We start from the raw sequence: 13,880 nt of genomic DNA on the forward strand, positions 1-13,880 counted from the left end.
AATAAGCCCGGTCGCGCACAGCGTCCTCGCTGTAATCGCCACCCCAGCCACGAAGGCTGCGGTGGACTTTTCAAAGGAACCTCAAGCAGAACAGACTGTCCTGCCCGGGGTGTTTTATAGTCTGGCGTTGACTTTTGGCACGCTGTTGAGTTCTCAAGGAACGGACGCTTCCTTCGTGACCGTTTCACCGGTCTCTCCGGGCGCTTCCCTTCGTTCTTGCGTTTCCGACTCTATCAGATCCGTTTTCCGTTCCGTTTCCGGTCGGATTTCATTTCCGATCCCCCGTCGGAGGGGGTTTGTTCCGCGCCTTTCGGCGTGGTCACTACTTTAGCGGATTCCCCCGGCGACTCATAATCGAGCCGATCGGAGCAATTTTCGGCACAGCCGAATAAGGCCCCGGTTTGGGAAGGTCCTCGTAGTAGTGGTTGTGCCGCTCTGCGGTCCGCGCACACAGCGCTGTCCGTCTCAAGCGGCTCGGGCCACGTTAGGCGGCTCGGGGCTCGGAGTCAAGCGGCGGGTGTGCGGCGACGGCGCGGGGTGTGGGCACGGTACGGGCTGACCGTCGGGTCGCCGTCGATCCAGTAGCGCCAGGGGTGGACGCCGCCCTCGCCGCTGACGCCCGTACGGGGGCCGTTGCGGATCAGTGCCGGGTGGGCCGGGGCGCCGGTCAAGACCGACAACGGAGCCCGCGGACCGGCGCAGATGTCGGTGCCGTTGAGGGATCGGTCGATGTCCAGGGCGGTGGCCAGGCGGGCGGGGCCCTTCGTCAGCTCCTTGGCGTTGCGTGCCTTGGGGCGCCGCTCGGCGGCCAGTTCCGCGCCGGTCGTCACCTCGCCGGCGCGCAGCAGGACGCCGCTCGCGGTGTTCTCGGGGCCGCACACCAGGTTGAGGCTGAACCACATGCCGTAGATGAAGTAGACGTACGCGTGTCCGGGCGGACCGAACATCGAGGCGTTGCGCGCGGTGCGGCCGCGATAGGCGTGCGATCCCGGGTCGGCCTGGCCCGCGTACGCCTCGACCTCTGTAAGGCGGAGTTCGATCGGGCCGTCCGGCGTCATGCGTACGAGCGTGCGCCCCAAGAGGTCCGGCGCCACCTCCAGCACGGGACGGTCGAAGAAGTCGCGGGTGAGTGGGGCCCGCTCCGGTGCGTCAATCATGCGGATCAAGGCTACTGGAACCCCGCGAAGCGCCGGGTGGACGCGGGGGACGAGGGGGCTCGTCGCTCGTGTGCGTACGGGCGGCGCGCCCCCTTGGTGTCATCGGGCCTCAGGAGTCCGCGGCCAGCAGCACGGTCATCGGTGAGCCGCCGCCGGCCCAGTGGTTCACCGACTCGGCGAAGATGTCCGCCGCGACGGCGGCGTCCTCGGGCGCCGCGGTGCGGAAGGCGGCCCAGCCCTCGACGAGCAGGAGGTAGCCGCGGGCCTCGCCCCACCAGGAGAGGTCGGTGAGGCAGTCGGCGAGGGCGTCCCAGTTGTGGCCGAACCAGTCGGGCAGTTCCAGGTCGGCGGCGCAGCGGGCGAGGAAGGAGTCCTTGTCCGTGACGCCGTGGAGGTTCAGTACGGCGGGCCGCCAGCCGGCTTCGGCGGCGTGGTGCGCGGTGCGGGGGACGGAGACCGGCGGGTGCCAGTGGTAGACGCCGGGCGCGACGGCGCCGGTCAGCAGGCCGGGGATGCCGGCGGCGGGCAGCAGTCCGGTCATGGGCGCACCACCGCTTCGAAGGTCTTGTAGTGGTCGGCGGTGTAGTAGCGCTCTTCGTGGTCGCCGGTGATGATGCGCTGGGCGCCGCGGTTGCGGGCGCCAGGCGTCGGGACGGTGTACTCGTGGTAGTAGCCGCGCTTCTGTTTCGGCAGTCGCTTCTCGTAGTTCCCGAAGACGGTGCCGTCCTTCGAGTACGGGAACGGGCCGCCCTTGTCGATGAGTTGAAGGGTCTTGCGGGCCTCCGCGGGCAGCCGGTCCGTGCGGACGGTCTTCATCCCCTTGGCCCAGTCCGGGGCCCCGGCGGCGGATCCCGGCTGGGACGAGGCGGCCGCATGGTGTGACGAGGACGACGTGCGGTCGGTCTGCTTGTCCGACGAGCAGGCGGGCAGCAGAAGCAGGAGCAGCGCGGCCAGTGCGGCGGTCAGAGCGCGTACGTGGTGGTGAAAGAGGCGTTGAAGCACCTCCGTATGGTGTCAGCAGCGCTCCGGGCGCCGTCGCTAGGCTGGCGGCTCCAGCGATTCGCACGTACAGCGCGTATAGGAGGTCTTGACGTGTCCGAGCAGCAGCGACGGCCGTTGCCCCACGCTTTCCATCCGCCGGTGGCGTCGTTCACGGTGGTGAGCGACGACGTGACGCCGGGTGCGGCACTCCCGGACGGCCAGGTCTTCGACCGGGGGAACACCTCGCCGCATCTGCGCTGGGAGGGGTTCCCGGCGGGTACGAAGAGCTTCGCCGTCACGTGTTTCGACCCGGACGCGCCGACCGGCAGCGGCTTCTGGCACTGGTCGGTCTTCGACATTCCGGCGTCGGTGACGGAGCTGCCGGCGGGGGCCGGTTCGGGCGGCATGAAGGGGCTTCCCGAGGGTGCGGTGCATGTGCGCAACGACTTCGGGACGCGGGACTTCGGCGGCGCCGCGCCGCCGCCCGGGGACGGGCCGCACCGCTATGTGTTCACGGTGTACGCCGTGGACCAGGCGAAGCTCGGTCCGGACGCGGACGCGTCGCCGGCCGTGGTGGGCTTCAATCTGCGGTTCCACACGGTGGGCCGGGCCGAGCTGATCGGCGAGTACGAGGTTCCGGCGGCGGACTGAGGTCCGTACGGGCGGAAAATGCGTTGCGCCCGGACGTCCGGGATCGCACAGTAGGACGTGGCCGACGGCTGAAGATGTCTCGCGTCTCCACTGTCGTCGGGCAGCGGGTACCGCAGTGGCGGGGGCGGTGGGGCGTGTCTTCGGGCGCGTCGGCCGTCCGCCGGAATGCGGCTCCGTGCCGTATGTCCGCGCCTGCTGCCAAACGCTCCGGGTCCCTGATTTCACGGGGGAAGGGTCCCGGAGCGTTTTCTTTTCCCGTTCGCCCTGGGCCCGTTCGCCCTTGGCCCGCGCCTCCTTCGCCCGTTCATCTTTCGTACGCCTTCCGGTATGCGGATATTGCGTTGTCCGCGTGGTCTGTCGCCCGGCACAGTGGTGCCGTTCCCGCTGCTGGGGCGGGAGTTGGCCGGGAGGTGGACGGGATGCGCGAGACACTGGTGCTCAATGCGAGCTTCGAGCCGCTGGCGACGGTGTCGCTGCGGCGGGCGGTGGTGCTCGTGCTCCAGGACAAGGCGGTCGTCGAGCAGGCGCACCCCGGGCTGCGGGTGCGCGCGGCGGCGGTCGAGGTGCCCGTACCGCTGGTGATCAGGCTCAGCCGGTACGTACGGGTGCCGTTCCGAAGACGGGCGCCGTGGTCGCGGCGGGGGGTGCTGGTGCGTGACCGGCACCGGTGCGCGTACTGCGGGCGGCGCGCCACGACCGTGGACCACGTGCTGCCGCGTTCGCGCGGCGGCGGCGACACCTGGCTCAATACGGTCGCGGCGTGCGCGGAGGACAACCACCGCAAGGCGGACCGGACTCCGGAGCAGGCGGGGATGCGGCTGCTGAGCCGGCCGTTCGAGCCGACGCCGTCGGACGCGCTGGTGCTCGCGCTGGGCGTGCGGGAGGGGCCGGCGCTGCCGGAGTGGCTGCCGGTGCCCGCGTAACGCGCGACGTCCGGTCGCCGCCGCCGGGGGCGGGGCGACCGGACGTGGTGTCCGTTCGGGGGCTCGTACGGTCAGTCGAGCGGGGGCTGTTCGCGGCGCGGCTTGGTGAGGCTGGCGGGCGCGTCGCCGCCGCCGCCCGAATTGCCGCCGAGGAGGCCCATGTTGCCGACGGCGCCGCTGAGTCCCTTGAGGGCGTCGCCGATCTCGCTGGGGACGATCCAGAGCTTGTTGGCGTCGCCTTCGGCGATCTTCGGGAGCATCTGGAGGTACTGGTAGGAGAGCAGCTTCTGGTCCGGGTCCCCGGCGTGGATGGACTCGAAGACCGTACGGATCGCCTGGGCCTCGCCCTCGGCGCGCAGGGCCGCGGCCTTGGCCTCACCTTCGGCGCGCAGGATCGCGGACTGCTTCTCGCCCTCCGCGGTGAGGATCGCGGACTGCCTGGTGCCCTCGGCCTGGAGGATCGCGGCGCGCTTGTCACGGTCGGCGCGCATCTGCTTCTCCATCGAGTCCTGGATGGAGGTCGGCGGCTCGATGGCCTTGAGCTCGACGCGGTTGACGCGGATGCCCCACTTGCCCGTGGCCTCATCGAGGACGCCGCGCAGCGCCGCGTTGATCTCCTCGCGGGAGGTGAGGGTCCGCTCCAGGTCCATGCCGCCGATGATGTTGCGGAGGGTGGTGACGGTGAGCTGCTCGATGGCCTGGATGAAGCTGGAGACCTCGTAGGTCGCGGCCCGGGCGTCGGTCACCTGGTAGTAGATGACGGTGTCGATGTTGACGACCAGGTTGTCCTGGGTGATCACCGGCTGCGGGGGGAACGGCACGACCTGCTCGCGGAGGTCGATGCGGTTGCGGATCGAGTCGATGAACGGGACGACGATGTTCAGCCCGGCGTTGAGCGTGCGGGTGTACCGGCCGAACCGCTCGACGATCGCGGCGCTCGCCTGCGGGATGACCTGCACCGTCTTCATCAGCGCAATGAAGACGAGCACCACCAGAATGATCAGGACGATGATGATCGGTTCCAACGTGCTCCCCGCGCCTTCGGTTGCAGATCCGGTTGTCTGAAGATCGATTCTGTCAGAACTCGCCCCTGCCGTGCAGGGGTTGAGGTCACATCACGACAGCGGTGGCGCCGTCGATCTCGACGACGTCCACCTGGGCCCCCACCTCGTAGCTCTGGTCGGCGTCGAGGGAGCGCGCCGACCAGATCTCGCCGGCGAGCTTGATGCGACCGCTGCCGCGGTCGACCCGTTCGAGGACGACGGCCTGGCGGCCCTTGAGCGCCTCGACCCCGCTCGCCAGCTCCGGCCGCTGCTTGCGGTGCCGGGCGGCGATCGGGCGTACGACGGCGATCAGGGCGACCGAGACGACGGCGAACACCACGAACTGCATCACGGTGCCACCGCCGAGCGCCGAGGTCACCGCGGCGGCGACCGCACCGACCGCGAGCATCCCGAATTCGGGCATCGCGGTCACGACCAGGGGAATCCCCAGCCCCGCCGCGGCTACGAGCCACCACACCCATGAGTCCACGCGTTCATCGTAGGGGCGCGGGCCCGGTCGGGACAGACCGGCTGTGGGCGGCGGGGCGGCGGGGGCGGCCGATGACGGCGGATCAGGCCAGCGGCAGTCCCTGAGCGGTCCAGCGGTCTCCGTTGCGGGAGACGACCAGAGGGAGGCCGAAGCAGTGGGAGAGGTTGCGGGAGGTGAGTTCGAGTTCGACGGGGCCGGCGGCGAGCACCTTGCCCTGACGGATCATCAGGACGTGGGTGAAGCCGGGGGCGATCTCCTCGACGTGGTGGGTCACCATCACCATGGAGGGCGCGAGCGGGTCGCGGGCGAGCCGGCCGAGGCGGCGTACGAGGTCCTCGCGACCGCCGAGGTCGAGGCCGGCGGCGGGCTCGTCGAGGAGGAGCAGCTCGGGGTCGGTCATCATCGCGCGGGCGATGAGGGTGCGCTTGCGCTCGCCCTCGGAGAGGGTGCCGAACTTCCGCTCGGTGTACTCGGTCATGCCGAGCACGTCGAGGAAGGCGCGGGCGCGCTGCTCGTCGACGTCCTCGTAGTGCTCCTGCCAGCCGGCGGTCATGCCGTAGGCGGCGGTGAGCACGGTCTGCAGGACGGTCTGGCTGCGCGGCAGCTTGTCGGCGAGGGCGATGCCCGCCATGCCGATGCGCGGACGCAGTTCGAAGACGTCGACCTTGCCGAGCTGCTCGCCGAGGATCTTCGTGGTGCCGCTGGTCGGGAAGAGGTAGCTGGAGGCGACATTGAGGAGGGTGGTCTTGCCGGCGCCGTTGGGCCCGAGGATCACCCAGCGCTCCCCCTCCTTGACCGACCAGGAGACCTGGTCCACCAGAGCCCGGCCCTCGCGGACCACTGATACGTCCACCAGCTCCAGCACATCGCTCATGAGCGCGTTGTCTCCCATTGCAGTCTCGATCGTCGCGGGCGCCGGTAGGCGCAGCCCCCGTATAAAACCTACGCCACCGGGTGTCAGTGCCAGTCCTTAGGCTGGGGGCCATGCTCGATGAACCTCGCTCAGGGCGGCTTGCCGCGTGGGGAAACGCCCTCATTGCCGGACTTGTCCCGCCCGATGACGCCGCGCATCACATCACGGGGGACGACACCGCGCACCGCGTCGCCGGGCTGCCCGGCGAGTCCGGGCCGGTCGGACTCACCCTCGCGCTCGGGCGGCTGCGCGCGCTCGGGGCGGCCGGGCTGCGCGTCGCGCTGCCGGTGCCCGGCCATCCGCTGGGGCTGAGCGGCCCCCCGGAGTTCAACGCGCGGGCGCTGGAGGCCGAGGAGGCGGTGCTCGCCGCGGGCGCGGCGCTCGGGCTCGTACCGCGGGTGCGCGAGGCGGGTCCGGCGGCGGACGTGCCGGCCGCGGACCGGCATGTCGAGGTGGTGTGGGACTGCCTGCCCGTCCGGGAGGCGCCGCCCGCCGACGTGCCCTCGCTCGGGGAGGCGGAGCGGGAGCTGGCCGAGGCGCTGCGGGAGGCGACCGAGGCGCTCTCCCGGCTGGACGTGGCGGGGTCCGGGCCGGTGGCGCAGGCGGCCCTGGAGGCGTACCGGGCGCGGGCCGAGCGCGGCCGGGAGGTGCTGGCGCCGGGGTATCCGGCGCGCGCGGCGCGGGTGCTGGAGCTCGCGCAGCGGGTGGGGGCGCTGATCGCGATCGCGCACGGGACGGGCGGCGACGGCCGTGAGCACGGCGGGGCGGTGAGCGCGTCGGAGATGGCGGCGCGGGCGGAGGCGCTGCGGCCGGTGGAGCGTACGGCCCGGAGGGCGCAGGTCGCCGCGTACAACGCGTTCGTGGAGGGGCGGGAGCGGGACCGGCGCTGAGGGCGGGGCGCCGCTCGGCGGGCCCGGAAAGCCTTCGGTCCGAAACGCGGGAAGGCCCCGCGGACCGGTGAGCGGTCCGCGGGGCCTTTCGGGGCGCCCTGGGTCAGCGGTTGACGCAGGTGTTGCCGAAGGCCGGGTTGAGCAGCCCGATGATGTCGATCGAGTTGCCGCAGAGGTTGATCGGGACGTGCACCGGCACCTGGACCAGGTTGCCGGAGAGCACGCCGGGGGAACCGACGGCGGCGCCGTGCGCGACGGCGCCGCCGCCCCCGTTGTCGTTGGCGAACGCGGAACCGGCGGCGGCGCCCGCGGCGAGGCCGGCGGTGGCGAGAACCAGGGCCGCCTTCTTGGCAGTGTTCATGAAGAGTGTTCCTCCTGCTGGATGTTCGACGACCCCGGCCGCGGGATCGCACGCTGGCAAACGCGCCCGTCGCGTGGATGACACGGGTCGGGTACGGGTTGCGCTCGATCGGATCAACGTTCGGCCCCGCGAACGGGTCCGGCCCCCCGGACGGCGTCCGGGGGGCCGGTGGTGTGCGGCTGGGCCGCTACGCCTCGGCTAGCGGTTCAGGCAGGTGTTGCCGAAGACCGGGTTGAGCACCCCGATCACGTTGACCGAGTTGCCGCAGGCGTTCACGGGGACGTGCACCGGCACCTGAACGGAGTTGCCGGACGCGACTCCCGGGGAGTTCTTGGCGACGCCGCCGGCGTGCGCACCGCCGTGGGCCGAGGCGACGCCCGCGCCGGCGACGGCCAGACCGCCGGCGGCGATCGTGATGGCGGCGAGCTTCTTCATGTTCTTCACTTCTCAGATCCTCCTCGCGTGGCCGCGGCCAATCGCCGCGGCGCGCCATGGAGAACTGGGCTGGGCCATTCGAGTTGCGCCGCCGGGCCGACATTCACACGACCGTATGAAGTTGCCCGAGTGTGCTGCCGACGGGCCCCGGCCGTGCATGAGCCGCGTGACCAGGGCTTCGAGGACTTTTCAGGGCTTCAGGGCCGTCAGGCGCCTATGCCGTGCCGTACCGCCCACAGGGCGGCCTGGGTGCGGTCCGCCAGGTCGAGCTTCATGAGGATGTTGGAGACATGGGTCTTGACGGTCTTCTCGGAGAGGACGAGGGCCCGGGCGATCTCGCGGTTGGACCGGCCGTCGGCGATCAGGCCCAGCACCTCGCGCTCCCGCTCGGTCAGCGTCGTGCCGCGCCCGTGCCCGCCGCCCGCCTCGTCCTGCGACAGCAGCGCCCCGGCGACCTCGGGCTGGAGCAGCACATGCCCCGCGTGTACGGACCTGATGGCGCCGGCCAGCGCCTCCGGGTCGACGTCCTTGTAGACGTAGCCCGCCGCGCCCGCGCGCAGGGCGGGGACCACGGTGCGCTGCTCGGTGAAGCTGGTGACGATCAGGACCCGCGCCGGGTTGTCGAGGCCGCGGAGCTTGCGCAGCGCCTCGATGCCGTCGGTGCCGGGCATCTTCACGTCCATCAGCACGACGTCGGGCCGCAGCTCCTCGGCGCGGGCGACGCCCTCGTCTCCGTCGGCGGCCTCCCCGACCACCTCGATGTCGTCCTGGACCTCCAGGAAGGTGCGCAGCCCGCGGCGTACCACCTGGTGGTCGTCGACCAGCAGCACCCGGATCGCGCGCCCGTCGCCCGCGGCCGCCTCGGGGCCGTCCCTGTGTTCAGCCACCGGGCACCTCCATCTCGATCGCGGTGCCCTTGCCGGGCCCCGACTTCACGGTCATCCTGCCGCCGGCCCCGCTCGCCCGGTCCCGCATCGACACCAGGCCGAGGTGGCGGCCGGCCCGCCGGACCGCGAGCGGGTCGAAGCCGCGGCCGTCGTCGCTGACGCGCAGCAGCGCGCCCTGGCCGCGCCGTACGAGCGTGACGTCGACGCGGTCGGCGCCGGAGTGCCGCAGAGCGTTGTGCAGGGCCTCCTGCGCGACCCGCAGCAGCGCCTCCTCCTGGGCGGCCGGCAGGGCCCGTACGCCGTGCGCGTCGAAGGTGACGCTGGCGGTGTGGGCGCGGTCGAGCACCTGGATCTGGGTGCGCAGGGTCGCGATGAGGCCGTCCTCGTCGAGAGCCGCGGGGCGCAGCTCCACGACGGCGGCGCGCAGCTCGTCGGCGGCCTCGGCGGCCAGCGCGGCGACCTGCTGCAGCTCGCCCTTGGCGCGGGCCGGGTCGCGGTCGACGAGGGCGGTCGCGGCCTGGGCGGTCAGGCGCAGCGAGAAGAGTTTCTGGGCGACGGCGTCGTGGAGCTCGTGGGCGAGACGGGCCCGCTCCCCCGCGATGGTCAGCTCGCGGCTGCGCTCGTAGAGGCGGGCGTTGGTCAGCGCGATGGCGGCGTGCTGGGCGAGCGTGTGCAGGAGTTCCTCGTCCTGCGCGGTGAAGCCGCAGCCGCCCTCCGGCTTGGGGCACCTCTTGTTGGCGAGGAAGAGCGCGCCGAGCACCTCGTCGCCGTCGGCCACGGGCATGCCGATGAAGTCGGACATGTCGGGGTGCGCGGCGGGCCAGCCGCCGAAGCGGGGGTCCTCACGGACGTCGGCGAGGCGCTCGGGGGTGGCCTGGTGGAGCATCGAGGCGAGGATGCCGTGCTGGCGGGGCAGCGGGCCGATGGCCTTCCACTCCTCGTCGCTGACGCCGTCGACGACGAACTGGGCGAAGCCGCCGTGGTCGTCGGGGACGCCGAGCGCCGCGTATTCGGCGTCGAGCAGCTCGCGGGCGGACACCACGATCGTCTTGAGGACGTCGCGGACCTCCAGGTGTCTGCTCATGGCCAGCAGAGCGGTGCTCACCGCGGCCAGGCCGGTGGGCGGGCCCTGGCCGTTTCCGTTGCTCATGGGGGTCACCGTACCGGCGGCCGGGCGGGGGCGTATCGGGCCTGCGGAGGCATGGCTCCTACCTCTCGTGACCTAGGCCGAAGTGCCTTCTCTGGGTGGGTCCGGCAGCCGAGGCGGGCGGTGGCGGCGCATTCCTACGGTGGCTCCAGAACGTACGGAGCACACGAGTGGGACGAGAAGGGGGATGGGGTCCATGCCGGTGGCGATCATCACGGGGGCGTCGAAGGGGCTGGGCCGCGCGCTGGCGGCGGCGCTGGCCGGGCGCGGCTGGAGTCTGGTGCTGGACGCCAGGTCGGCGGGGCCGCTGCGGGACGCGGCCACGGCGCTGGGGACAGAAGGGGCGCGGGGGAAGGAAGGGGTCCGCGGCCGGGTGGTCGCGCTGCCCGGGGACGTCACGGACGCGCGGCACCGGGCCGAGCTGGTGGCCGCCGCGCGGGGGCTCGGCGGGCTCGATCTGCTCGTGAACAACGCGAGCGCGCTGGGCGCCGAACCGCTGGTCTCCCTGGAATCGCACCCCCTGGACGGGCTGCGGGCCGCGCTGGAGACCAATGTGGTGGCGCCGCTGGGGCTGGTGCAGCAGGCGCTGCCGCTGCTGCGGGCCGCGCCGGGGGGCGGCGCGGTGATCGACGTCAGTTCGGACGCGGCGGTCGGGGCGTACGGGACGTGGGGCGGCTACGGCGCGTCGAAGGCCGCGCTGGAGCAGCTGTCCGCGGTGCTCGCGGTGGAGGAGGAGGCGCTGCGCGTCTGGTGGGTCGATCCGGGCGACATGCGCACCGACCTGTACGCGGCGGCGGAACCCGGCGAGGACCTCGCGGGGCGGGCGCTGCCGGCGGAGGTGGCGCCGGCCTTCCTGCGGCTGCTGGACGAGCGGCCGGCGAGCGGGCGGTACGAGGCGGCGGCGCTGCTCGCCGACGGGCGGACGGGCCCTGGAGGGGAGCCGGCCGGGGCCGCCGCCGGGAGCCTGGACGCGGCTCCGCGGTCCGGAACGGGCGGCAGCCGGGCGGAAGCGGATGGCGGGCGGACCGGGGACGAGCGAGGGGGCGGGCGATGAAGGCGGGGGGACGACTGCGGGACGTACCGCGGGTGCCCGAGGAGCTGTCGGCGCGGGTTCCGGCCGAGCAGCGCGGGCCGGGGCTGCGCCGGGACGACGTGCGGCTGCTGGTGAGCGGCCGGGGCGGTGTCTCGCACCACGCCTTCCGCGAGCTGCCCGAGCTGCTGCGGGCCGGGGACGTACTGGTGGTGAACACCTCGCGGACGCTGCCCGCCGCGGTGGACGGCCGGCTCGGCGGGGAGCCCGTGGTGGTGCACTTCTCGACGCGGGCGGACGACGGCCGCTGGTCGGTGGAGGTGCGCCGGCCGGACGGGCGCGGCACGACGCGGCGGCGTACGGGCGACCTGACGTGGGCGGTGGTGACGCTGCCGGACGGGCTGCGGCTCGTGTTCGAGGGGCCGGTGGACCCGGCGGGCGACCGGCTGTGGTGGGTGCGGCCGTCCGCGGAGGCGGAGGCGGTGCTGCACCGGCACGGCCGGCCGATCCGCTACGGCTATACGGAACGGGATCAGCCGCTCTCCGCGTATCAGAACGTCTTCGCGGTGCCCGACGCCGACGGCTACGGCTCGGCGGAGATGCCGAGCGCGGCCCGCCCGTTCACCGCGCGCCTGGTGGCGCGGCTGGTGAGCCGCGGCGTGCAGATCGCCCCGGTGTCGCTGCATACGGGGGTGGCGTCGGGCGAGGCGCACGAGCCGCCGTACCCGGAGCGGTTCGCGGTGCCGCCGTCGACGGCGTGGCTGGTGAACGCGGCGCGGGCGGGCGGCGGCCGGATCGTGGCGGTGGGCACGACTGCGGTACGGGCGCTGGAGACGGCGGCCGATCCGTCCGGGTCCGGCGGCGCGGTGCGGGCCGCGGCGGGGTGGACGGATCTCGTCGTGACGCCGGAGCGCGGAGTGCGGGCGGTGGACGGGCTGTTGACGGGGCTGCATGAACCGGAGGCGTCGCATCTGCTGATGCTGGAGGCGCTGGCGGGTCAGGAATTGCTTTGCAGTAGCTATGCGGAAGCTATCGAACAAGGCTATCTATGGCATGAGTTCGGGGATATCCAGCTGATCCTGCCCCATTGATGATCAGCCTTCCGGCGATCAGACTCTGGGTCATGTCTACACCGACGAGGAATTGGACCCCGACGCACGGCGACCCCTACCGGACGGTCCCCTACCGGCCGGCCCGGATGCCCGCCGCCGAGTCCCTCGCCCGCGCCGCCGAGCTGCGGCGGCGGATGGACGAGCGGCGGACCGTACGGCAGTTCTCGACCGACGCGGTGCCGGAGCAGGTGGTGAAGGACGCCATCGCCTGCGCGGCCACCGCGCCGTCCGGCGCGCATCAGCAGCCCTGGACCTTCGTCCTGGTGAAGGACGCCGAGGTGCGGCGGCGCATCCGGCAGGCCGCGGAGGCCGAGGAGCACCTCTCCTATGAGGGGCGGCTCGGCCAGGAGTGGCTGGCGGCGCTGCGTCCGCTGGGCACGGACGAGGTGAAACCGCACCTCACGGACGCTCCGGCGCTGATCGTCGTGTTCCAGCAGCGGTACTGGCTGGGGCCGGACGGCGCCAAGCGCAAGCACTATTACGTGGACGAGTCGGTCGGCATCGCGGTCGGGATGCTGCTCTCCGCGCTGCACCTGTCGGGGCTGGCGGCGCTGGTGCACACGCCGAGCCCGATGCGCTTCCTGGGCGAGGTGCTGGGCCGCCCGGTGAACGAGAAGGCGTTCGCGGTACTCCCCGTCGGCTATCCGGCGGCGGACTGCGAGGTGCCGGACCTGGTCCGCAAGTCCCTGGACCAGGTGATGGTCGAGCTCTGAGATCCACCCCCAGGGGGCACACGCTCCGCGGTCGTGCGCGCACACCGGGCGAGATCAGGGGGCGCCCGGTGTGAGCCCGCGCATAGGGCGCAGATCACTTACGAGCCGGAGTAGTGGAGGCATAACGGGGTTGCGAACGGGTATGCGGGGCGTTCGCACTGACCCGAACACCCCCGTGTTCCACGAAGTCGGGTAGTACGTCACACCTTTGCCACAGCTTTTTGCGGCCGCTAACAATTGCCGAGTCGCAGGGCGCCGTCGATCGAGAAGCGGCGTTCCCCGCGCCGATCCGGCCACTGCGACTCAAGCGATTGGAAGAGGTCACCCCCGCATGCCCGTCCCCACCATTCCTGGCTACAGCCGTCTCTCCAAGGTCCACAAGTTCTCCGTCGCCGGCATCGCCGCTGCCGGTGTCGCCGCCGTGACCTTCGCGGCTGTGCCCGGTTCGGCCGAGGCCAACGGCGACACGCAGTCGATCGCGGTCAAGCCCGTCGCCCAGGACTCCACCACGTTCGGCACCAAGATCCAGCAGGAAGCGCTGGTCAAGCAGTCCGGCTCGCTCGCCGCGCAGGCGAAGGACGAGGCCCGGGTCAAGGCGGCCGACGCCAAGAAGAAGTCGGAGGCCGACGCGAAGAAGGCCGCCGCCGACGCCAAGGCGAAGGCCGGCGAGGAGCGCTCCGGCAAGGGCGCCGCGAACCGCTCGGAGAAGCGCGCCGCCGCTCCGGCGACCGCTCCCAAGCCCCAGTACGCGAACAACCTCGACGGCTGGATCCGCCAGTCGCTCGACATCCTGCACGAGCAGGGCATACCCGGCAGCTACGAGGGCCTCAAGCGCAACATCATGCGCGAGTCCACGGGCGACCCGCAGGCCATCAACAACTGGGACTCGAACGCCGTCGCCGGCATCCCGTCCAAGGGCCTGCTGCAGGTCATCGACCCGACCTTCAAGCAGTACCACGTGGCCGGCACGTCCTGGGACATCTACGACCCGGTCGCCAACATCACCGCCGCCTGCAAGTACGCGGCCGACCGGTACGGCTCGATGGACAACGTGAACTCGGCCTACTGAGCCGGTCGAGACCGGTCGAGGCCGTCGGCAGAGACCGGCCCCGGCTCCCACATGGCGCAGGGCCCGTACGGACGTCCG

At 72.2% G+C, this 13,880-nt stretch carries 16 protein-coding genes and 1 pseudogene; 7 read left to right on the top strand and 10 right to left on the bottom strand.

The window, feature by feature from the left end:
- Window positions 1-506: 506 nt before the first annotated feature.
- The 3 genes from AB0I49_RS29795 to AB0I49_RS29805 all read right to left on the bottom strand — a co-directional run bounded on the left by AB0I49_RS29795 (window position 507) and on the right by AB0I49_RS29805 (window position 2,159).
- Window positions 507-1,157, bottom strand: a complete 651-nt coding sequence (locus tag AB0I49_RS29795; RefSeq protein WP_363230222.1) for a DNA-3-methyladenine glycosylase — start codon at window positions 1,155-1,157, stop codon at window positions 507-509.
- Window positions 1,158-1,266: 109 nt separating this feature from the next.
- Window positions 1,267-1,698 carry a barstar family protein gene (locus AB0I49_RS29800; protein WP_363230223.1) on the bottom strand — a complete coding sequence of 144 codons (432 nt, stop codon included), beginning with the start codon at window positions 1,696-1,698 and terminating at the stop codon, window positions 1,267-1,269.
- Window positions 1,695-2,159: a ribonuclease domain-containing protein gene (locus tag AB0I49_RS29805; RefSeq protein WP_363230224.1), complete on the bottom strand. Its 465-nt coding sequence runs from the start codon at window positions 2,157-2,159 to the stop codon at window positions 1,695-1,697. Before AB0I49_RS29805 ends, AB0I49_RS29800 begins: the two co-directional genes overlap by 4 nt.
- A gap of 90 nt (window positions 2,160-2,249) precedes the next feature.
- Here AB0I49_RS29805 and AB0I49_RS29810 point away from each other — a divergent pair, with 90 nt between their 5' ends.
- Together AB0I49_RS29810 and AB0I49_RS29815 are read left to right on the top strand one after the other, a co-directional pair.
- Entirely contained in the window at window positions 2,250-2,789 is a 540-nt protein-coding gene (locus AB0I49_RS29810; protein WP_363230225.1) for a YbhB/YbcL family Raf kinase inhibitor-like protein, read from the top strand.
- A 419-nt stretch (window positions 2,790-3,208) separates the two neighbouring features.
- Window positions 3,209-3,712, top strand: a complete 504-nt coding sequence (locus AB0I49_RS29815) for an HNH endonuclease (protein WP_363230226.1) — start codon at window positions 3,209-3,211, stop codon at window positions 3,710-3,712.
- Between the two features lie 71 nt (window positions 3,713-3,783).
- On the opposite strand, the gene AB0I49_RS29820 is transcribed toward AB0I49_RS29815, so the two are convergent.
- The 3 genes from AB0I49_RS29820 to AB0I49_RS29830 all read right to left on the bottom strand — a co-directional run bounded on the left by AB0I49_RS29820 (window position 3,784) and on the right by AB0I49_RS29830 (window position 6,119).
- Window positions 3,784-4,737, bottom strand: coding sequence for an SPFH domain-containing protein (locus AB0I49_RS29820; protein WP_363230227.1), 954 nt, complete (start codon window positions 4,735-4,737; stop codon window positions 3,784-3,786).
- A gap of 85 nt (window positions 4,738-4,822) precedes the next feature.
- Window positions 4,823-5,245 (bottom strand): NfeD family protein, encoded by a 423-nt coding sequence (locus AB0I49_RS29825; RefSeq protein ID WP_363230228.1) that lies wholly within the window; start codon window positions 5,243-5,245, stop codon window positions 4,823-4,825.
- An 82-nt stretch (window positions 5,246-5,327) separates the two neighbouring features.
- Entirely contained in the window at window positions 5,328-6,119 is a 792-nt protein-coding gene (locus tag AB0I49_RS29830) for an ABC transporter ATP-binding protein (protein ID WP_363230335.1), read from the bottom strand.
- A 110-nt stretch (window positions 6,120-6,229) separates the two neighbouring features.
- Between AB0I49_RS29830 and AB0I49_RS29835 the strand changes: the two genes are divergently transcribed.
- On the top strand, window positions 6,230-7,048 hold the full coding sequence (locus tag AB0I49_RS29835; protein WP_363230229.1) for a hypothetical protein: 819 nt from the start codon (window positions 6,230-6,232) through the stop codon (window positions 7,046-7,048).
- A gap of 103 nt (window positions 7,049-7,151) precedes the next feature.
- Here the strand turns inward: AB0I49_RS29835 and AB0I49_RS29840 are convergent, their stop codons facing one another.
- The 4 genes from AB0I49_RS29840 to AB0I49_RS29855 all read right to left on the bottom strand — a co-directional run bounded on the left by AB0I49_RS29840 (window position 7,152) and on the right by AB0I49_RS29855 (window position 9,881).
- Window positions 7,152-7,409, bottom strand: a complete 258-nt coding sequence (locus tag AB0I49_RS29840) for a chaplin (protein ID WP_363230230.1) — start codon at window positions 7,407-7,409, stop codon at window positions 7,152-7,154.
- Window positions 7,410-7,607: 198 nt separating this feature from the next.
- A complete protein-coding gene (locus AB0I49_RS29845) occupies window positions 7,608-7,853 on the bottom strand; it encodes a chaplin (RefSeq protein WP_363230231.1) in 246 nt (81 codons plus the stop codon).
- A 197-nt stretch (window positions 7,854-8,050) separates the two neighbouring features.
- Window positions 8,051-8,731, bottom strand: coding sequence for a response regulator transcription factor (locus AB0I49_RS29850; protein ID WP_363230232.1), 681 nt, complete (start codon window positions 8,729-8,731; stop codon window positions 8,051-8,053).
- Window positions 8,724-9,881: a GAF domain-containing sensor histidine kinase gene (locus AB0I49_RS29855; protein WP_363230233.1), complete on the bottom strand. Its 1,158-nt coding sequence runs from the start codon at window positions 9,879-9,881 to the stop codon at window positions 8,724-8,726. Before AB0I49_RS29855 ends, AB0I49_RS29850 begins: the two co-directional genes overlap by 8 nt.
- Window positions 9,882-10,074: 193 nt before the next feature.
- On the opposite strand from AB0I49_RS29855, the pseudogene AB0I49_RS29860 reads away from it, so the two are divergent.
- From AB0I49_RS29860 to AB0I49_RS29875, 4 genes and pseudogenes are all read left to right on the top strand, one after another.
- A pseudogene (locus AB0I49_RS29860) lies at window positions 10,075-10,800 on the top strand (SDR family oxidoreductase); the annotation flags it as partial.
- Between the two features lie 128 nt (window positions 10,801-10,928).
- Entirely contained in the window at window positions 10,929-11,999 is a 1,071-nt protein-coding gene (locus AB0I49_RS29865; RefSeq protein ID WP_363230234.1) for an S-adenosylmethionine:tRNA ribosyltransferase-isomerase, read from the top strand.
- A gap of 32 nt (window positions 12,000-12,031) precedes the next feature.
- Entirely contained in the window at window positions 12,032-12,733 is a 702-nt protein-coding gene (locus tag AB0I49_RS29870; protein WP_363230235.1) for a nitroreductase family protein, read from the top strand.
- A gap of 331 nt (window positions 12,734-13,064) precedes the next feature.
- On the top strand, window positions 13,065-13,802 hold the full coding sequence (locus AB0I49_RS29875) for a transglycosylase SLT domain-containing protein (RefSeq protein ID WP_363230236.1): 738 nt from the start codon (window positions 13,065-13,067) through the stop codon (window positions 13,800-13,802).
- Window positions 13,803-13,880 lie beyond the last annotated feature (78 nt).

Origin of the sequence: Streptomyces sp. NPDC050617 (assembly GCF_040654795.1) — a bacterium.
In the GTDB taxonomy this organism is placed as follows: Bacteria; Actinomycetota; Actinomycetes; order Streptomycetales; family Streptomycetaceae; genus Streptomyces.